Annotated in this window: 18 protein-coding genes and 1 tRNA gene; 18 read left to right on the top strand and 1 reads right to left on the bottom strand. The window is 63.9% G+C overall.

Annotation, left to right across the window (positions count from 1 at the left end; all coding sequences use genetic code 11):
- The first annotated feature begins 25 nt into the window (after window positions 1-25).
- The 4 genes from K7R21_RS16905 to K7R21_RS16890 all read left to right on the top strand — a co-directional run bounded on the left by K7R21_RS16905 (window position 26) and on the right by K7R21_RS16890 (window position 2,286).
- Window positions 26-101: transfer RNA gene (locus tag K7R21_RS16905), tRNA-Asn, on the top strand.
- Window positions 102-280: 179 nt separating this feature from the next.
- Window positions 281-1,024 (top strand): hypothetical protein, encoded by a 744-nt coding sequence (locus K7R21_RS16900; RefSeq protein WP_224984445.1) that lies wholly within the window; start codon window positions 281-283, stop codon window positions 1,022-1,024.
- A gap of 76 nt (window positions 1,025-1,100) precedes the next feature.
- Window positions 1,101-1,904, top strand: a complete 804-nt coding sequence (locus tag K7R21_RS16895; protein ID WP_224984444.1) for an amino acid kinase family protein — start codon at window positions 1,101-1,103, stop codon at window positions 1,902-1,904.
- Between the two features lie 169 nt (window positions 1,905-2,073).
- Window positions 2,074-2,286, top strand: coding sequence for a hypothetical protein (locus K7R21_RS16890; protein WP_224984443.1), 213 nt, complete (start codon window positions 2,074-2,076; stop codon window positions 2,284-2,286).
- Window positions 2,287-2,370: 84 nt separating this feature from the next.
- Here K7R21_RS16890 and K7R21_RS16885 read toward each other — a convergent pair whose 3' ends face one another.
- The gene (locus tag K7R21_RS16885) at window positions 2,371-2,526 is read right to left on the bottom strand and encodes a lipoprotein (RefSeq protein ID WP_224984442.1); all 156 of its coding nucleotides are present in this window, start codon (window positions 2,524-2,526) and stop codon (window positions 2,371-2,373) included.
- A gap of 187 nt (window positions 2,527-2,713) precedes the next feature.
- Here K7R21_RS16885 and K7R21_RS16880 point away from each other — a divergent pair, with 187 nt between their 5' ends.
- The 14 genes from K7R21_RS16880 (at window position 2,714) to K7R21_RS16815 (ending at window position 17,432) form a co-directional block, all read left to right on the top strand.
- On the top strand, window positions 2,714-3,349 hold the full coding sequence (locus K7R21_RS16880) for a TetR/AcrR family transcriptional regulator (protein ID WP_224984441.1): 636 nt from the start codon (window positions 2,714-2,716) through the stop codon (window positions 3,347-3,349).
- 23 nt (window positions 3,350-3,372) lie between these two features.
- The gene (locus K7R21_RS16875; RefSeq protein ID WP_224984440.1) at window positions 3,373-4,716 is read left to right on the top strand and encodes a TolC family protein; all 1,344 of its coding nucleotides are present in this window, start codon (window positions 3,373-3,375) and stop codon (window positions 4,714-4,716) included.
- A 19-nt stretch (window positions 4,717-4,735) separates the two neighbouring features.
- Window positions 4,736-5,734: an HlyD family secretion protein gene (locus tag K7R21_RS16870; RefSeq protein ID WP_224984439.1), complete on the top strand. Its 999-nt coding sequence runs from the start codon at window positions 4,736-4,738 to the stop codon at window positions 5,732-5,734.
- Between the two features lies 1 nt (window position 5,735).
- Window positions 5,736-6,722 carry an ABC transporter ATP-binding protein gene (locus K7R21_RS16865; protein ID WP_224984438.1) on the top strand — a complete coding sequence of 329 codons (987 nt, stop codon included), beginning with the start codon at window positions 5,736-5,738 and terminating at the stop codon, window positions 6,720-6,722.
- A complete protein-coding gene (locus K7R21_RS16860) occupies window positions 6,719-7,729 on the top strand; it encodes an ABC transporter ATP-binding protein (protein WP_224984437.1) in 1,011 nt (336 codons plus the stop codon). The genes K7R21_RS16865 and K7R21_RS16860 overlap by 4 nt, the downstream gene beginning before the upstream one ends.
- Complete coding sequence (locus K7R21_RS16855; RefSeq protein WP_224984436.1) at window positions 7,726-8,859, top strand: ABC transporter permease; 1,134 nt, start codon at window positions 7,726-7,728, stop codon at window positions 8,857-8,859. Before K7R21_RS16860 ends, K7R21_RS16855 begins: the two co-directional genes overlap by 4 nt.
- Window positions 8,860-8,869: 10 nt before the next feature.
- Entirely contained in the window at window positions 8,870-10,000 is a 1,131-nt protein-coding gene (locus tag K7R21_RS16850; RefSeq protein ID WP_224984435.1) for an ABC transporter permease, read from the top strand.
- A gap of 234 nt (window positions 10,001-10,234) precedes the next feature.
- A complete protein-coding gene (locus tag K7R21_RS16845) occupies window positions 10,235-11,941 on the top strand; it encodes a sensor histidine kinase (protein WP_224984434.1) in 1,707 nt (568 codons plus the stop codon).
- A 1-nt stretch (window position 11,942) separates the two neighbouring features.
- Window positions 11,943-12,578: a response regulator gene (locus tag K7R21_RS16840; RefSeq protein WP_224984433.1), complete on the top strand. Its 636-nt coding sequence runs from the start codon at window positions 11,943-11,945 to the stop codon at window positions 12,576-12,578.
- Window positions 12,579-12,899: 321 nt separating this feature from the next.
- Window positions 12,900-14,015: a hydrogenase small subunit gene (locus tag K7R21_RS16835; protein ID WP_224984432.1), complete on the top strand. Its 1,116-nt coding sequence runs from the start codon at window positions 12,900-12,902 to the stop codon at window positions 14,013-14,015.
- Between the two features lies 1 nt (window position 14,016).
- Window positions 14,017-15,714 carry a nickel-dependent hydrogenase large subunit gene (locus K7R21_RS16830; RefSeq protein WP_224984431.1) on the top strand — a complete coding sequence of 566 codons (1,698 nt, stop codon included), beginning with the start codon at window positions 14,017-14,019 and terminating at the stop codon, window positions 15,712-15,714.
- A 12-nt stretch (window positions 15,715-15,726) separates the two neighbouring features.
- Window positions 15,727-16,392, top strand: coding sequence for a Ni/Fe-hydrogenase, b-type cytochrome subunit (cybH, locus tag K7R21_RS16825; protein WP_224984430.1), 666 nt, complete (start codon window positions 15,727-15,729; stop codon window positions 16,390-16,392).
- A gap of 96 nt (window positions 16,393-16,488) precedes the next feature.
- Complete coding sequence (locus tag K7R21_RS16820) at window positions 16,489-17,019, top strand: HyaD/HybD family hydrogenase maturation endopeptidase (RefSeq protein WP_224984429.1); 531 nt, start codon at window positions 16,489-16,491, stop codon at window positions 17,017-17,019.
- Window positions 17,020-17,114: 95 nt separating this feature from the next.
- Window positions 17,115-17,432 carry a c-type cytochrome gene (locus K7R21_RS16815; RefSeq protein WP_224984428.1) on the top strand — a complete coding sequence of 106 codons (318 nt, stop codon included), beginning with the start codon at window positions 17,115-17,117 and terminating at the stop codon, window positions 17,430-17,432.
- Window positions 17,433-17,586 lie beyond the last annotated feature (154 nt).

Genomic DNA, 17,586 nt, shown 5'->3' with positions numbered 1-17,586 from the left:
GGCACAGGGGCGAAGAAGCCAGTATTCCCGAGTAGATCAGTCGGTAGATCAGCGGACTGTTAATCCGTGTGTCGTAGGTTCGAGTCCTACCTCGGGAGCCAAAATTTCAAGGGTCACAGCACAAGCTGTGACCCTTTTTCGTTTCTCCCGTCTAGGTCCTCCCCCCCGCCCCCAGAATGAAGCTCCTTACTGTATCGCCCGCATCCCACAAAGTGAACACTCGAAATTTCCTGTTATAGTAATCTCCTTGCATTTCACTTCTCCTGAGAGAGTGACTGTCATGAAAATACTGATTGCCATCGACGACACGGATAATTCTGTCAGCAGGGGTACAGGAGAAATTGCCGCGCTGATTGCCGACGCGATTGAGGCCAATGGATGGGGAAAGCCGGGCTTCATCACGCGGCACCAGTTGCTGGTACATCCCGATATACCCTACACGTCGCACAACAGCGCCATGTGCTTACCGGTCGAAATGCCGGAAGAATGCCTGGAGCGGATGATCGCCTTTGCCTGCGACTTTCTGGAGCGCGAATGTGCCGACGGCTCCGATCCGGGCCTGTGCGTCGCCGTCCCCGGCAGCCTCGACTCGGCCGAGGCACTGGTGAATTTCGGTCGACGGGCCAAGCAGGAGGTGATCCAGAAGGGGGAGGCCCTGGAACTGGCCCGAGCGCTCGGCGTACATCTCTCGGAGCATGGCGGCACCGGCCACGGCGTGATCGGCGCCCTCGCCGGCGTGGGCCTCAGACTGTGGGGCAACGATGGACGCATGCGGGGGAGCCTCGCCGCCGTGCGCCCGGGACAGGTGCTGACCGTGCGCGAGCTTTTGGAACAGCCGGACGTGGATGCCGTGCGCTCTCTTGATGGGAGCAGCGTGGACCCGGCCACGTTGGTCCGGATCGGTGAGAAGCCGAAGACGGTCATGCGCGACGGGGGCTCGGTGTTGCTGGTGCATCCCGCGGAAGAGTCAACCTGCGGAGCCGCCTGGGAGTCGCTGCCCCGCAGGATGTTGCGGGATTATTGATGCGCTTATTGCCGCGGTTCACGGGGTAGGCACGTATGTTATTCATTAGCAGTCACGACCACTGGGAGGGTTACTCATGAATTCACGGCACGAAATCGAATCTCACCTCAAGGGGGAGACTCTGGTTCGCAAAGGACTCAAACGCGGCGCCGGTGCAGCCACACTGCGCCTGGTCCCGGAGCTGAACGTGGTGAAGATCGGCGGGCATGGCATCATCGACTACGGACGCGAGGTGGTGCTGCCGCTTCTGGATGAGATCGGCGAGCTGTCCCGGGAAAACCAGGTCATGGTGGTCACCGGCGGCGGCGTGCGGGTGCGTCACATCCTCGACATCGGCATCGACCTCGGCATGCCGACCGGCGTCCTCGCCGAGCTGGCTGGAAAGATCAGCGAACAAAACGCCGAGATCGTGACCCTGCTCTTATCCAAATGGGGAGGCAGCCGGGTGAAGACCGGCGACCTTCTCGACCTCCCCACCATGCTGCACCTGAAGCTGCTGCCGGTGATCCACGGCACCCCGCCTTACGGCCTCTACGAGCACCCGCCCGAGACCGGGCTGATCCCTCCGCACCGCACCGATACCGGCGCCCTGCTCATGGCCGAGGTGCTGGGAGCGAAGAGCTGCATCCTGGTCAAAAACGTCGACGGCCTCTTCACCGAGGACCCCCGCATCAACCCCAATGCGGAGCTCATCGAGGAGATCACGGTAGACGAGTTGATCAAGCTGGACATGGAGGACATGGTACTGGAGCGCAAGATGCTCTATCTGTTGCGCGACATGGCCAACGTGAAGGAGATTCGCATCGTCAACGGCCACAAGCGCGGCACCGTGGGGATGGCGATCCGCAAGGAGAAGGTGGGGACGTTGATCCGCGTTTAAGGGAGATTAGGCCCCCTCACCCTAGCCCTCTCCCGGAGGGAGAGGGGATGTGGACGTATTGGTCACGAAACTAATGTGACGCTTCGACTGGCCGTGCACATGATGAAACTGTATAATGAAAGTGTACCCCCTCCACAGGGAGGAAAAAAAGGAAAGGAGGCACCCTTTCATGGCAGGCAAAATCTTTTATCGGCACAGGACGAAGATGCAGGATGGGGCCCATCAGCCGCGGCACGTGCTGGTGGCGGTGGCCGACCTCGATCTCAAGGTGTACGGGCAGCACATGCGCATGTGCGAGCTGAAGTTCATCGCCGAGTCGCTCGGTGCGGAACTGCTCGAACTGCCGCGCGGACCGAAGCACCAGGATGAAGAGGAAGACTAGAGGACCAGGGTAACGGACGTAGGAAGGGGGCTGTCTGACGACAGCCCCCTTTGCTTTTGGTGACTTCAATTTGGTGAAATGTCATTAGTACCTGCGCTCGCCGTACCCGCCGCGGTCGTCATAATGCCGGTCCTGACGATAGTAACCGCCATCATCATGATCGTGCCACCAGCACGGACAACACCCTGACAGCACCGTGGCAAGGAGCAGCAGCCCGACGGACATCCTGATCTTTTTCATGATTATTTCTCCTTCACTTCGGCACCATCTGCCACCTCCATTGTAGACCAAAGCTCGCATATTTAATAACTTCGCACCGCCCGCACTCTTCTGACGCACTATCCACTTCTCCTCTCCGACTCTTGACACGTCGCACAACACGACCTATAGTCATAAATGACTGACGGTCAACTTAAGGAGAACCGTGATGAGCAATGTCACCGAGCAGAGTCCCTCCGCTGGCACCCGCCCCTCCGGGCGCAGGGCGAAAAGGAGCGAGGAAACCAGGGAGCGGATCTTCCGCGCCGCCCTCAACCTCTTCGCGGAAAAGGGCTTCAACGCCACCACAATAGAAGCGATCACCGCGGCGGCGGACGTGGGCAAGGGCACCTTCTTCAACTACTTCGACAACAAGGAAAGCGTCCTGCTGGAATACCGGGAACTGCAGATGGCGCGGGTCGCTGAGTTCGTCGGGGTCAACCGGGAATCGGAGCGTCCCCTGGTGCCCCTCTTCCTGCACCTGGCGCTGACGCTGACCATGGAGCAGGAAAAGAGTCCGGGCCTGATCCAGAGCCTGATGACCGCCGTGTTTGCCAACGAGACGGTCCAGAAACGGATGGCGGAGGCGATGGAGGGAAACATCCGGCAGCTTGCCACCCTCATGGCGCGGCGCCAGCAATCGGGGGAGATTCGCTGCGACCTCGACTCCTTCACCATCGCCCAATCCTTTCAGAGGATCATCTTCGGCACCATGATCACCTGGTCGCTCAACCCGGTCGATTCCCTGGAGGAGAACCTGAAGAAGAGCATCCAGGTGTTCGTAGACGGGGCCCGCTCCAAATAGCAACAGGCAACAAAGGACACGCCATGATCGTAAAGACCTTGAAAGTGTTGACGGTATCCCTCCTGGTGGCTCTGGCGGCGAGGCAGGCTTCCGCCCAGGACTCCCCTCCCCTGGCGCTGTCGCTGTCGCTGGACCAGGCCATAACCCGCGGGCTGGAGACGAACCTCAACGCGGTACTGGCGAGGACCAGGATCGACGAGGCGGAAGGGACACGGGAGCGCAGGCTGGCCGGCTACCTGCCGCACCTGCGCATCGAGACCCCCTTCGCATGGCAGACCCGCAACCTGCGCGCCCAGGGGATCAGCCTCCCCAACTCCCCTGCCGTGGTCGGCCCCTTCACCAGCTACGACTTCCGCATCTTCGGCGAACAGAGCATCCTCGACCTGCAGAGCTACCACGCCATCAAGGCAGCCGAGCAGGAGAAAAAGGCGCGGCTTGCCGACTACACGGACGCACGGGGCGAGGTGATCCGGCTGGTTACGGTGCGCTACCTGGACGCCGCCTACGCCGAGGCCCGGGTGACGACGGCGCAAAGCCGGGTGCAGACCTCCGAGGTGCTGGAAAAGCTGGCCCGCGACCAGCGCGCAGCCGGGGTGGCGGACGGCCTGGACGTGCTGCGCGCCCAGGTGCAGCTTGCCAACGACCGCCAGAACCTCCTGGTGACCAGGAACAATGCCGAACTCACCCTGCTTGCCCTCGCGCGCAGCGTCGGCGTCGATCTTGGCACCCCCATCACCCTCACCGACAAGCTCTCCTTCAAGCCCCTGGAGCCGCCGCGGATCGAGCAGGGGGTCCAGGCCGCGCTGGAGAGCCGCCCCGACTACCGCTCGCTCTTTGCCCAGCGCACGTCCCTGGAGGAGCAGGTCAAGGCGTCGCGCTCGCGCTACCTGCCCAAGATCGTAGTGAGCGGCAACTACGGCACCAGCGGCCAGGAGATGAACCACCTCGACCCGACCGGGATGCTCCAGGTGAACATGGTGCTGAACCTGTTCGACTACGACCGGAAAGGGGAGCGCCTGGAGCTGGAAAGCCGGCTGGAGCGCAACGCTCGACAGCTCGCCGACCTGAAGCTTGGGGTGGAGCAAGATATTCGCGCCGCGCTGTTGAACCTTACTTCTGCGACCGACCAGGTGGCCACCGCGCGCGAGGGGGCACAGCTGGCCGAAAAGGAACTACAGTACGCGGGCGATCGCTTCAAAAACGGGATCGCCAACAACATCGAGGTGGTCACCGCCCAGGACGCGCTGGCGCGGGCCCGCGACAACGAACTGAACGCGCTGGCGCAGCACGCCGAGGCGAAGATAGCGCTCGCCCGCGCCTTGGGCGATACCGAGAAGGTGTACCGGCTGTTCCTGGGCATCGAATAACTGCGAGGTCATGCACGCCATGAAAAGAAAACTGATCCCGATCGTACTGCTGGTCGCCGCGACCGCCGGCGCCGTATATTTCCTGGGCTTCCGCAACAGGGAGCAGGCCGAAGCCACCTCTATCACCCTCTCGGGCAACATCGAGGCACACGAAAGCGTGGTCGGCTTCAAGGTGCCGGGGAGACTGGCGGAACTCCCCGTCGAGGAAGGGCAGCTGGTCAAGGCGGGAGACGTCCTGGCCAGGCTGGACCAGGCCGACTACCGGCAGCAGGTGCAGATCGACGAGGCTGCCGTCGGCGCACGCCAGGCGGAGTTGGGCCTCGCCACCGCTGGCAGCCGGCCGCAGGAGAAGAATGCTGCGCACCAGTCAGTGCTCGACGCCCAGGCGGATTACGAGCTGAAAAAGCACGACCTGCAGCGCTACCAGACACTCTACGAGAAGGACGAGGTCTCGGCACAGGTGCGTGACACCGCCGCGGCCGCCCTGAAGCGGAGCCAGGCCGTGCTGGAGCGGGCCAGGCAGAACTACGACCAGGTGCTGGAGGGGGTGCGCAAGGAGCAGGTAGATATCAACCGTGCCACGGTCCGCTCGGCGCGCCAGGCGCTGGAACTCTCCAAGATCAAGCTCTCTTACACCACGCTCCCATCCCCCATCACCGGCGTGGTGCTGGTGCGCCAGGCCGAGCTGGGCGAGGTGCTGACTGCCGGGACCCCGGTGGCGACCATCGCCGATCTGGACCATCTCTGGATGCGCGGCTACCTGAGCGAGACCGACCTGGGCCGGGTCAAGCTGGGTCAGGTCGCCACGGTGAAGACCGACACCTACCCGGGCAAGAGCTACCGGGGGCGGGTCTCCTTCATCTCCTCCGAGGCCGAGTTCACCCCGAAGTCGGTGGAGACCCACAAGGAGCGGGTCACCCTGGTGTACCGCATCAAGATCGAGCTGGAGAACCCCGGTCACGAGTTGAAGCCGGGGATGCCGGCGGACGCGACCCTCGCCGTGGCGCCGGCCAAGTGACATGAACGGCTCCGAGAACGCCATAGAGCTAAACGGGCTCACTAAGTCATTTCCCGGCGTGCGCGCAGTGGACGGGCTGACCTTTGCCGTCCAGCGCGGCGAGATCTTCGGGCTGGTCGGCCCGGACGGCGCCGGCAAGACCACGACCATGCGTATGCTAGCCGGCGTGCTCGCCCCGGACCAGGGGAGCGCCACGGTGGCCGGCTTTGACCTCGGCCGCGATGCCGAGCGGGCCAAGCACCACCTCAGCTACATGCCGCAGCGTTTCGGGCTCTACGAGGAGCTCACCGTGGACGAGAACATCCGCTTCTATGCGGACCTTTTCGGGGTACCGCGCCGGGAGCGGGAGGAGCGTTCGGCAGAACTGCTCAAGGCGGCAGGGATGGCGGAGTTTCGCTCGCGCCTCGCCGGCAAGCTCTCCGGCGGCATGAAGCAGAAGCTGGGGCTGGTCTGCGCGCTCATCCACACCCCTGAAGTGATCCTCCTGGACGAGCCAACCAACGGCGTCGACCCGGTCTCCCGGCGCGATTTCTGGCGCATCCTCTACACCCTCCTCAACCAGGGGGTGACCATCCTCACCACCACTGCCTACCTGGACGAGGCCGAACGCTGCCACCGCGTGGCCCTTTTGCACGAGGGGCGCATGCTCTTTTGCGACACCCCCGCGAATCTCAAGGCGTCCCTGCCCGGCGCCGTCCTCTCGATCGTCTGCGCCGATCCGCGCCCGGTCCGGGACCTGCTGGCCGGGATGGAGGGGATTTCAACCGTGATGATCGTCGGCGACGGCCTGCACCTGGTGGTGCGCGACCCGCAGCGCATGATCCCGGAACTGCGCAGCCGGATCGCCGCGGCCGGGCTCCCCTGTGACGCCATCGAGCAGGTGGCCCCGTCCATCGAGGACCTGTTCGTCGAGGCGGTGCAGGGTGGACAGAAAGAGCGGGACAGCCAGGGCGAAGGCAACCACAGCGACCAGGGGGGCGAACGATGAACGGCGCAGCCCCGGCAGTCGTGGTGCGGGACCTGGTGAAGCGCTTCGGCGATTTCGTCGCGGTGGATAACATTTCCCTGGAGGCACGCCCTGGCGAGATCTTCGGGTTCCTGGGCCCCAACGGCGCCGGCAAGTCAACCACCATCAGGATGCTGTGCGGCCTGTTGCTGCCGACCTCGGGCCAGGCGCTGGTGGCCGGCCTGGACGTCGCGCGCGAACCGGAGCGGGTGCGGCAGAACATCGGCTACATGTCGCAAAAATTCTCCCTCTACAACGACCTGAAAGTGATCGAGAACCTGCGCTTTTTCGCCGGGATGTACAGCGTTCGCGCAGCCGACCTCAAGGAGCGTATCGACTGGGCCATCGACATGGCCGGGCTTGCCGGCCGGGAGCAACTGCTCACCGGCACGCTCGCCGCCGGGTGGAAGCAGCGCCTGGCCCTTGGCTGCGCCGTGCTGCACCGCCCCCCCATCGTCTTCCTCGATGAACCCACCTCGGGGGTCGATCCCATCTCCCGGCGGCTGTTCTGGGAGCTGATCCACCGTATGGCCGACGACGGCGTGACGGTCTTCGTGACCACCCACTACATGGACGAGGCGGAATACTGCAACCGCTTGGTGCTCATCGACCGTGGCAACATCGTCGCATCCGGCTCACCGCTGGAGCTCAAGGAAAAGAGCATGGCTGGGGATCTCCTGCTGGTCGAGTGCGACCAGGTGGGCAAGGCGCTGGAGGAACTGCAGGGGGCGCCGGGCGTCACCGACGCCGCCATCTTCGGCAACGCGCTGCACCTGGTGGTCGGCTCCGCCGAGCGCGCGATCCCCGAGGTGAAAGAGTTTCTCGCCGCGCGCGGCATCGGGGCCACCCGCATCGAACGCATCCGTCCCTCGTTGGAGGACGTCTTCGTGTCGCTCACCAGCCTGAACAGGGATGAAGGGGATGAAAGGGATAAAGGCGATAAAACCAAGGCGACCGTAAGGGGCGACCAGGAGAAGGGGCAACCATGAACTGGAACCGGCTCTGCGCCATGGCGCGCAAGGAAATGATCCAGATCCGGCGCGACGCCCGCAGCATAGGCATCGTCATCGCCATGCCCATCGTGATGATGTTCGCCTTCGGCTACGGCGTGAGCTTCGACATGAAGCACATCCCGGTCTACGTCTACGATCAAGAGAAGAGCCAGCAGAGCCAGGACTTCCTGAAGCGCTTCCAGGCCTCGGCCTACTTCGACGTCGTCAGGACGGTGCCGAGCTACCCGGAACTGGTGCGGGCCATCGACGCCGGGAAGTGCCAGATCGGCATCGTGGTCCCCCCCGATTTCTCCAAAAAGCTCCGCTCCGGGCAGAAGGTGAGCGTGCAGGCTATCTTCGACGGCACCGACAGCAACAGCGCCAGCGTAGGCATGAGCTACACCGAGGCGGTGGCGCAGGCGCACTCGCAGCAGCTCCAGCTGGAATGGCTGCGGAGTCGCGGCCAGGGGGAGGCCCGGCTTCCGCTGAGTGTCGACGCCCGGACCTGGTTCAATGAGAACCTGGAAAGCATGGTAACCATCGTCCCCGGCGTCGTGGCCATGGTCATGGCCGTGGTGGGGACTTTCCTAACCTCGCTCACCGTGGCGCGGGAGTGGGAGCGCGGCACCATGGAACAGCTCATCTCGACGCCGGTGACGCCGCTGGAGATCATGCTGGGTAAGCTCGCCCCCTACGTGGTGATCGGACTCGCCGACACGAGCCTCTGCGCTGTGATGGGGGTGTGGTGGTTCGGCGTCCCGTTCCGGGGGCACATCTGGGTCTTTCTGCTGAGCACGCTCCTGTTCCTGATCGTGGTGCTGTCGCTGGGGTACTTCTTTTCGGTAGTGGCCAAGACGCAACTCGCCGCCAGCCAGGTCTCGCTGATCGCCACCTTCCTCCCGGCCTTTCTGCTCTCCGGCTTTATGTACCCGATCGACCAGATGCCGGCCGTGGTGCGGGGCATCACCCATGTGGTGCCCGCCCGCTACTACATGGCCATCCTGCGCAACGTTTTCCTGAAGGGATCGCCGGCCCTGACCATGTGGCAGGATTTCGTGGGACTTGCCATCTTCGCCACCGTGCTCGGGCTGGCGGCGACGCGGGTCTTCCGCAAGAAACTCACCTGAGGGGGGGAATATGCTGGGCCGCCTGCGCCAGATGCTGATCAAGGAGTTCCTGCACGTCATCCGCGACAAGAGGGCGAGGGCCCTGCTGTTCGGACCGCCCATCATCCAGACGCTGGTCTTCGGCTACGCCGCCACGCTGGAGATCAAACACGTGCCGATGGCCATCGTGGACTACGACAACAGCCAGGCCAGCCGCGACCTCGTCGCCCGCTTCCAGGCGAGCCGCTACTTCGAGGTGCGTCGCATCGCCGACCGGCGCGAGATCGCTGATCTGATCGACCGCGCCCAGGTGACCATGGCGCTGCAGGTCAATTCCGGCTTCGCTCGCGACCTCGCCAGGGGGCAGACCGCCCACCTGCAGGTCATCGTCGACGCCAGCAACTCCAACACGGCCCTGGTCGGCCTGGGCTACGTGAACCAGGTGGCACAGGGTTTCGCCCGCGACTTCCGCATAACCGCGCTACAGCGGCAGGCCCCTGCCATGGCGGCCTCGCTCCCCGAGATCGTGGTCGAGCGCCGTCCCTGGTACAACCCCGACCTGACCAGCCAGTGGTTCTTCGTACCGGGCGTGATCGGCAACCTGGTCCTCGTCATCGTGGTGACGCTGACCGCCTTCGCCGTGGTGCGCGAGCGCGAGATCGGCACCCTGGAGCAGATCATGGTGACGCCGATACGGCGCACCGAGTTCATCCTGGGCAAGACCATCCCTTTCTTCCTGATCGGGCTTTTGGACACTGCCCTGATCAGCCTGGCCGGGACGCTCTGGTTCCACGTGCCGCTCACCGGGAGCTTCCTGGTGCTCGCCGCAGGGACGGTCTGCTTTATCCTGTGCATGCTCGGCGTCGGCCTCTTTATCTCCACCGTCTCGGCGACCCAGCAGCAGGCCATGGTGACCAGCTTCTTCTTCATCATGCCCGCCGTCATCTTTTCCGGCTTCGGCTCACCCATCTCCAGCATGCCGGTATTGCTGCAGCGGCTCACCTACCTGAACCCGCTCCGCTACCAGGAGGTGGTGCTGAGAAGCGTCTACCTGAAAGGGGTCGGTCTTGACGTGCTCTGGCCCCAGATGGTGGCCATGGCGCTCATCGCCGCGATCATGCTCACCGTGAGCGTGCTCCGCTTCCGCAAATCCCTGGAGTAATTCCGCCGCCCCGTCGCCTCGAGCACCGCCAGCCCACGAAACGGTGGTCGATAACCCACCGTTTCAGTCTGCGGTAAACATTTCCTACCTTTAATCCGCCACAACTCATCTAATCCATTGACGCAAGATGTAGGCAGTGTATAGAATGCCGCACCGAAATCGCTCCTACACCACGTAGGACGGCCGCGGGCCTCACCTTCGGCGGCGCCCTTCTACAGCAGGAGCACGATGGCAATGATGCAACCGAGATATCACTCGAAAACCCGGACGGAACACCTGATTGCCACCGGGCGCGTCATCCTGTCGACTTTCTTCCTGTTCGCCGTCTGGCTCGACCCGTCCGAGCCCACCCGCTACGCGGCCACCACCTACGGCATCCTCTCCGGCTACCTCGGCTACTCCCTCGTCATCGGCGTCCTCACCTGGCGCCAGGCCTTTGGCTGGACCAAGCTGCACCTGTTCACCCACAGCATCGACCTCCTGGTTTTTGCCTGCCTCATGTTTCTCACCACCGGCCCCAACAGCCCGTTCTTCGTCTATTTCATCTTCATCCTGGTTTGTGCCACCTTCCGCTGGCAGTGGCGCGGCACCCTCTGGACCGCCGTCGCGGCCATGTGCATCACGTTGCTGCTGGCCTGGTATCCTTCCAACCTGCTCCTGAACCAGAATTTCGAGCTGAACCGCTTCATCATCCGCATCGCCTACCTCGCGGTAGTTGCCGGGCTGCTGGGCTACTTTGGCGCCTACGAGGAGTCGATGCGCGAGATCCTCGCCATGCTGTCCCAGTGGCCCCGGGAAACACTTCCCCAGGAGCCTGGGGCGGACGGCCAGGGGATGCTGGGGCATGCGGCGGCGATACTGAGAGCGCCGCGGGTGGTGCTTTTGTGGGAGGAGGAAGAGGAGCCTTGGCTGCACCTGCTCTGCTGGACCGCGGAAGGGTGCCATTACGAGTGGAAGGAGCCCGACGTGTTCGGCGAGATCGTGGCGGACGGGCTGGAACAGGCCAGTTTCTTCACCCGGGATGCCGGCTCCAGCCACATACCCGTAGTCTGCAACACCGTCGCAGGGCTGCAACAGCGTTACGGTGCCCCGCTCAACGCGGAGTTGGTGCGGCGTTTTGACATCTGCTCCGCCTGCGTCTCTCCTCTGGACGGCGAGAAGATCTCCGGCTACCTGCTTGCCCTGGACCGCGGCCAGTTGACCCCCGACGACCTGGTGTTGGGAGGCATCGTGGCGCACGAGATCGCGGCCCGGCTTGACCACGCCCTGCTCTTGAAGCAGTTGCAGCAGGGGGCGGCGGCGGATGAGCGCCTGCGGCTTGCCCACGACCTGCACGACGGCCTACTCCAGTCGCTGGCGGGGGCGGGGCTGCAACTGGTGGCGGCGAGCCGCCTCATCGAGAGCGACCCTGCCGGCTCCCGCGACAGCATCATGCAGGTGCAGCAACTGCTTGCCGCGGAGCAGCGGGACCTGCGGATGCAGATCAACGATATGAAGCCGCTGTTCTCACGACGCAAAACCGAGGAGTTCGGCCTTGCCAAGCGGCTGGAGGAACTGGCCGGACGGATCAAGCGGCAGTGGGAGGTCGCCTGCTCCGTCACCTGTCACTCGCCTACGCCCCGGCTCCAGCGCAGCATGGCGCGCGAGATCTACTTCGTGGTGCACGAGGCGCTCATCAACGCGGTGCGCCACGCGGAGGCGACTACCCTGCGCGCTGAGATATGCTTCGACGCGCAGTGGGCGCGCATCACCGTGATCGACGACGGACGTGGCTTCGGCTTCCAGGGGTGCTACGACCAGGACCAGCTCAGCGACCTGAAGCGTGGCCCGGTAACGCTCAGGGAGCGCATCGACGCGCTGAACGGGAGACTGGTGATCGACTCCAGCGAGCGCGGCGCCCGCCTCGACATCACCCTGCCCCTCATCGAACAAGGAGGTTGAAATGATACGATTGGTCATCGCCGACGACCATCCGCTGATCCTCAACGGACTGACTGGCCTGTTCAACTTCGAGGAGGATTTCGAGGTGCTCGCCAGTTGCAGCAACGGCTCCGATGCGCTGGCAGAGATCCGCCGGCAGCGCCCCGACGTCGCGGTACTCGATATCCGCATGCCCGGACTGAACGGCATCGAGGTGGCGCGCCGGGCTACCGAGGAACAGCTCGGCGCACGGCTGGTCCTGCTCACCGCGGCCCTGGAGGACGAGGACATGCTGGACGCTGTCATGCTCGGTATCCAGGGGGTGGTCTTGAAGGAGATGGCACCGCAGTTCCTGGTGCAGTGCATCCGCAAAGTGCACGCCGGCGAGCAGTGGCTGGAGCGCCGCTCCGCCAAGCAGGCCCTGGAAAAGCTCCTGAAACGCGAGGCAGGGGGGCGCGAAGTGGCCAACCTCCTTACCCAGCGCGAGGTCGAACTGGTACGGATGGTGGCCGACGGGCTGCGTAACAAGGAGATTGCCGACAAGCTCTGCATCAGCGAGGGGACGGTGAAGGTGCACTTGCACAACATCTACCAGAAGATCAACGTCGACGGCAGGGTGGCGCTGTTGCGCTACGCCCAGGAGAAAGGGCTCGTATAGCGGCATTGCCGGTTTTCATGCTCCTCCCCCCGGAGGGGGAGGTCGGGAGGGGGGAGCAGGCGCAAAGGAAATCCCCCTCCCTGTCCCTCCCCCCCCCGGGGGCGGGAACACTCTATCCAGAGCATCTCGGATCATCGCCCACACCACCCGTACAATTCTCGTTTTACTGTCAACATCCGCAAATTTGTGAATTTTTTTCCCACCTGATACGCATTTCCCTCTTGCAATAAAACATCTTTCTACTAAAATAACAATTCAGTCAGTTCAGGTTCGCGCTCCAAAGAGTCCTATCGTTTCGCTGTGAGCAAAGGGGAGGCCGGGATGAGCAAGACGAGAACGGAAGCACGGGATGACACGGAACTTTCCATCAGCCAGATACTGAAGGAGCGCGGCGTCTCCCGACGCGACTTCCTCAAGTTCTGCTCAACGGTCACGGCGGCCCTGGCGCTGCCACCTTCCTTCGCCCCGTCCGTGGCCCAGGCGCTCGACGAGGTGAAACGTCCCCCTCTGGTCTGGCTCGAATTCCAAGGCTGTACCGGCGACAGCGAGGCGCTGCTGCGCTCGGCCAACCCCACCGTCGCGGAGATCATCCTCGACATCCTCTCGGTCGACTACCACGAGACCATCATGGCGGCCGCCGGGCACCAGGCCGAGGCCGCGCTCGACAAAACCATCACCGACTACAAGGGGAAGTACTTCGCGGTCATCGAGGGGTCCATCCCGATGAAGGACGGCGGGGTCTTCGGCTGCGTCGGGGGCAAGTCGAACCTGGAGCGCGCACGACAGGTCTGCGGCGGTGCGGCGGCCACCATCGCCATCGGCAACTGTGCCTCCTACGGTGGCATCCCCGCGGCCGCCCCCAACCCGACCGGCGCGGTGGGGGTCAAGGAGGCGGTCCCCGGCGCAACGGTGATCAACCTCCCCGGCTGCCCTTGCAACGCCGACAACCTGACCGCCACCATTGTGCACTACCTGGTCTTCAACAAGATCCCGGCTCTCGACGGCCACGGCCGGCCGCTCTTTGCCTACGGCAAGCGCATCCATGACAACTGCGAGCGGCGCCCGCACTTCGACGCCGGCCAGTACGTGGAACACTGGGGCGACGACGGCCACCGCAAGGGGTACTGCCTCTACAAGATGGGGTGCAAGGGCCCCGCCACCTTCCACAACTGCCCCACCCAGCGCTACAACGAGAAGACCGCCTGGCCCATCGGCTCGGGTCACCCCTGCGTCGGCTGCGCCGAACCCCAGTTCTGGGACGTCATGTCCCCCATGTACAAGCGGCTCCCCAACGTGCCGGGCTTCGGCATCGAGCATACCGCCGACGCCATCGGCCTCGGGCTGGCCGCGGGCGCCGCTGGCGCCTTCGTGGTGCACGGCGCGCTTTCCGCCATGAGAAAGGACAAGGAACCGGGCGAGGACACCAAGGAGGACTAAGATGAGCAAGATCGTTGTCGACCCGATCACCAGGATCGAAGGGCACCTACGCGTCGAGGCGGAAGTCTCCGGCGGCAAGATCAGCAACGCCTGGGTTTCCGGCACCATGTTCCGCGGCATAGAGACCATCCTCAAGGGGCGCGACCCGCGCGACGCCTGGTACTGGACCCAGCGCTTCTGCGGTGTCTGTACCACGGTGCACTCGATCGCCTCCATCCGCGCCGTCGAGGACGCACTGAAGATCCCGGTGCCGCCCAACGCGCAGCTGATCCGCAACATCATCATCGCCATCCAGAACACCCAGGACCACGTGATCCACTTCTACCACCTGCACGCTCTGGACTGGGTGGACATCACCTCGGGCCTCAAGGCCGACCCGGTCAAGACCGCGCAGCTGGCCGCCTCCATCTCGGACTGGCCCAACAACTCGCCCACCTACTTCAAGGCGGTGCAGGACAAGGTGAAGGCCTTTGTCGGTTCCGGGCGACTGGGCCCCTTCGCCAACGCCTACTGGGGGCACCCCGCCTATAAGCTCCCGCCCGAGGCGAACCTGATGGCCACCGCCCATTACCTGGAGGCGCTGGAGTGGCAAAAGGACATCATCAAGATCCACGCGATATTGGGGAGCAAGAACCCGCACCCGCAGACCTTCCTGGTGGGAGGGATGTCGATCCCCATTGATCCCGACTCGCAGAACGCGTTGAACGCCGACAAGCTGATCGAGATTAAGCGCCTGTTGCACAAGGCCCAGGAATTCGTGGAGAAGGTCTACATCCCGGACCTCTTGGCGGTGGCCTCCTTCTACAAGGATTGGGCGGGCATCGGCGCCGGGGTCGGCAACTACATGTGCTACCCCGAGTTCCCCGACGCTAACGGGAAACCGTGGCTCCCGGGCGGTGCCATACTGAACCGCGACATCTCCAAGGTGGTGCCGCTCGACCAGAAGAAGATCACCGAGCACGTGGAGCATTCCTGGTACCAGGATGCCGGCAGCGAGGGAAAGGGGCTGCACCCGTGGGAAGGCTCCAGCGAGCCCAACTACACCGGGCCCAAGCCCCCCTACCAGTACCTCGACACCGACAAGAAGTACTCCTGGGTCAAGGCGCCGCGCTACGAGGAGAAACCGATGGAGGTGGGGCCGCTCTCCCGCGTCCTGGTCGCCTACGTCTCCGGGCACAAGGAGACCAAGGCGGCGGTGGACCTGGTGCTCAAGAAGCTCGGGGTCGGGCCGGAGGCACTCTTTTCCACCCTGGGGAGGACCGGCGCCCGCGGCATCGACTGCCTGGTGATAGCGCAGCAGGCCCCCAAGTGGCTGGACGAGCTGATCGGCAACATCGCCAAGGGTGACCTGAGGATTCACTCCAACGAGCTCTGGGATCCCGCCACCTGGCCAGCCGAAGCCCACGGCTACGGCTGGCACGAGGCGCCCCGCGGGGGACTGGGGCACTGGATCAAGATCAAGGACCAGAAGATCCTCAACTACCAGGCGGTGGTCCCTTCGACCTGGAACGCCTCACCGCGCGACGCCAAGGGGCAGGCCGGCCCCTACGAGGCGGCCCTTCTCGGAACGCCGGTCGCGGACCCTGAAAAGCCGCTGGAGATCCTGCGCACCATCCACTCCTTCGACCCCTGCCTGGCGTGCGCCGTGCACGTCCTCGACGCCACCGGCAGGGAAATGGTCAGGGTGAAGGCATCCTAGAGGAGGTGGGCCATGTCGGGTGTTTGCAAGGTCAAGCAATACGTCTGGGAACTGCCGCTGCGCTGGTTCCACTGGATCAACGTGCTCGCCATCGTCATCCTGTCGGGCACCGGTTTCCTGATTGGGCATCCGGTCTCCCTCGGAGCCAGTGCCAGCGACTACGCCATGGGGTGGATCCGCCTGGTCCATTTCGTGGCGGCCTACGCCTTCACCGTGAGCGTCGCCTCGCGCGTGGTCTGGGCCTTCATCGGCAACGAGCACGCCAGCTGGCGCGCCTTCTTCCCCATGTACACCGCCGCGGGGAGGGAAAAGCTGCGGCACATGATACGCTACTACACGCTGCAGACGCACGAGGTACCGGAGATCGTCGGGCACAACCCGCTGGCCACCACCGCATACTTCGTGCTGTTCCTGATCTACCTGGGCATGATCCTCACCGGCTTCGCCATGTACGCCACCCACGCGCCGGGCGGCATCATGTTCAAGTCGCTTGGCTTTATGTACTCTCACTTCAGCCTGCAGGGGATGAGGCTGGCCCACCACCTGGGCATTTGGCTCATCGCCGGTTTCGTCATCAACCACATCTACAGCGCCTGGCTCATGGACATCAAGGAGCACGGCGGGGAGATTTCGAGCATGTTCAGCGGATACAAGTTCACGGTGAAAAAAGGGGAATAACCCCCGCCACCTCACCCTGGCCCTCTCCCGAAAGGAGAGGGAACGTTGGATACCAGGGGCGAAAGATCACACTTAACCAACAAGGAGAATGAACACGTGGCGGCTCATTCCGTGAAGAACGCACCGAAGGTCCTGGTGCTTGGCGTAGGAAACGTAGTGATGGGGGACGACGGTGTCGGCATCCGCGTAGTGCAGCAGCTGCAGCGGGAGTACCGGTTCCCCAAGGATGTCGAGATCGTGGACGGGGGGACGCTGGGGCTCGACCTCCTCCCGGTGCTCGAGGGGCGCAGCCACCTGATCATGGTCGATGCCGTGGAAACAGGGAAGGAGCCAGGGACCTGCGTGCGGCTTGCCGGCGAGGAACTCCCCATCGCCCTGGAGACCAAGGTGTCTCCCCACCAAATGGGGCTCAAGGACCTCCTCTCGGTAGCCAGGCTCATGGGACAGGCCCCGGGCAAGATGGTGCTGATCGGCGTACAGCCGGGAAGCATCGAAATGGGGACCGAGCTTACCCACGAGGTGTCGCTGCAGGTGGAGACCATGAAGGGGGCGGTGCTCAAGGAACTCACCGCGTTCGGCGTCCAGTGCCGCCCCGTCTCCCGCGCCGTCAACGAGTGCCGGGACTAGCCGCCATGCCCTCGCGTCACGCCGCTCCTAAAACTCATCCCCAAACTCCTCCCCCCGGAAGGGGGAGGCCGGGAGGGGAGCTGGCGGGATTTGGGATGAGTGTCTGCGTCGCCCTCGCCATGCTCTTAAGCGGATGCGCCAAGTCCCCGGAGCCTCCACCCACGGCCAGCACGCGGGGCGCCCAACTCTTCAAGGAGCGCTGCGCCCCCTGCCACCCCGACGGCGGCAACGTCATCAACCCGAAGAAAACCTTGCACGGCGGCGTGCTAGCCGATAACGGCATCACCACGCCCGCCGGGATCGTGGCCAGGATGCGCAAGCCGGGCCCGGGCATGACCAGTTTCGACCCGGCCACCATCCCCGACACCGACGCCCACCTCATAGCCGAGTACATTCTCGCCACCTACCGCTGAGTTCCAGCGGCGCTACCGACTCCGCCCATAACCACAAGGGTGACCTTCCTTCATCCACGCCCCCTCTCCCTCCCAACGATTAGAGGCTCCTCGTTTTTGCTTGTTTACTTTATGCGGACTGTGGCATATATTCCGACCGCCATTACTACAGCGG

It is taken from the genome of Geomonas agri (genome assembly GCF_020179605.1).
In the GTDB taxonomy this organism is placed as follows: domain Bacteria; phylum Desulfobacterota; class Desulfuromonadia; order Geobacterales; family Geobacteraceae; genus Geomonas; species Geomonas agri.
The sequence above is the reverse complement of the archived record's forward strand: the minus strand, read 5'-3'. Positions and strand labels throughout refer to the sequence as shown.

What these genes read in the sequence shown, in the direction of transcription:
- K7R21_RS16835 (WP_224984432.1), top strand. Translation starts at nt 12,900, where the DNA reads ATGAGCAAGACGAGAACGGAAGCACGGGATGACACGGAACTTTCCATC.
- K7R21_RS16890 (WP_224984443.1), top strand. Translation starts at nt 2,074, where the DNA reads ATGGCAGGCAAAATCTTTTATCGGCACAGGACGAAGATGCAGGATGGG.
- K7R21_RS16875 (WP_224984440.1), top strand. Translation starts at nt 3,373, where the DNA reads ATGATCGTAAAGACCTTGAAAGTGTTGACGGTATCCCTCCTGGTGGCT.
- K7R21_RS16845 (WP_224984434.1), top strand. Translation starts at nt 10,235, where the DNA reads ATGATGCAACCGAGATATCACTCGAAAACCCGGACGGAACACCTGATT.
- K7R21_RS16880 (WP_224984441.1), top strand. Translation starts at nt 2,714, where the DNA reads ATGAGCAATGTCACCGAGCAGAGTCCCTCCGCTGGCACCCGCCCCTCC.
- K7R21_RS16815 (WP_224984428.1), top strand. Translation starts at nt 17,115, where the DNA reads ATGAGTGTCTGCGTCGCCCTCGCCATGCTCTTAAGCGGATGCGCCAAG.
- K7R21_RS16840 (WP_224984433.1), top strand. Translation starts at nt 11,943, where the DNA reads ATGATACGATTGGTCATCGCCGACGACCATCCGCTGATCCTCAACGGA.
- K7R21_RS16870 (WP_224984439.1), top strand. Translation starts at nt 4,736, where the DNA reads ATGAAAAGAAAACTGATCCCGATCGTACTGCTGGTCGCCGCGACCGCC.
- K7R21_RS16900 (WP_224984445.1), top strand. Translation starts at nt 281, where the DNA reads ATGAAAATACTGATTGCCATCGACGACACGGATAATTCTGTCAGCAGG.
- K7R21_RS16830 (WP_224984431.1), top strand. Translation starts at nt 14,017, where the DNA reads ATGAGCAAGATCGTTGTCGACCCGATCACCAGGATCGAAGGGCACCTA.
- K7R21_RS16895 (WP_224984444.1), top strand. Translation starts at nt 1,101, where the DNA reads ATGAATTCACGGCACGAAATCGAATCTCACCTCAAGGGGGAGACTCTG.
- K7R21_RS16885 (WP_224984442.1), bottom strand. Translation starts at nt 2,526, where the DNA reads ATGAAAAAGATCAGGATGTCCGTCGGGCTGCTGCTCCTTGCCACGGTG.
- K7R21_RS16850 (WP_224984435.1), top strand. Translation starts at nt 8,870, where the DNA reads ATGCTGGGCCGCCTGCGCCAGATGCTGATCAAGGAGTTCCTGCACGTC.
- K7R21_RS16865 (WP_224984438.1), top strand. Translation starts at nt 5,736, where the DNA reads ATGAACGGCTCCGAGAACGCCATAGAGCTAAACGGGCTCACTAAGTCA.
- K7R21_RS16855 (WP_224984436.1), top strand. Translation starts at nt 7,726, where the DNA reads ATGAACTGGAACCGGCTCTGCGCCATGGCGCGCAAGGAAATGATCCAG.
- K7R21_RS16860 (WP_224984437.1), top strand. Translation starts at nt 6,719, where the DNA reads ATGAACGGCGCAGCCCCGGCAGTCGTGGTGCGGGACCTGGTGAAGCGC.
- cybH (WP_224984430.1), top strand. Translation starts at nt 15,727, where the DNA reads ATGTCGGGTGTTTGCAAGGTCAAGCAATACGTCTGGGAACTGCCGCTG.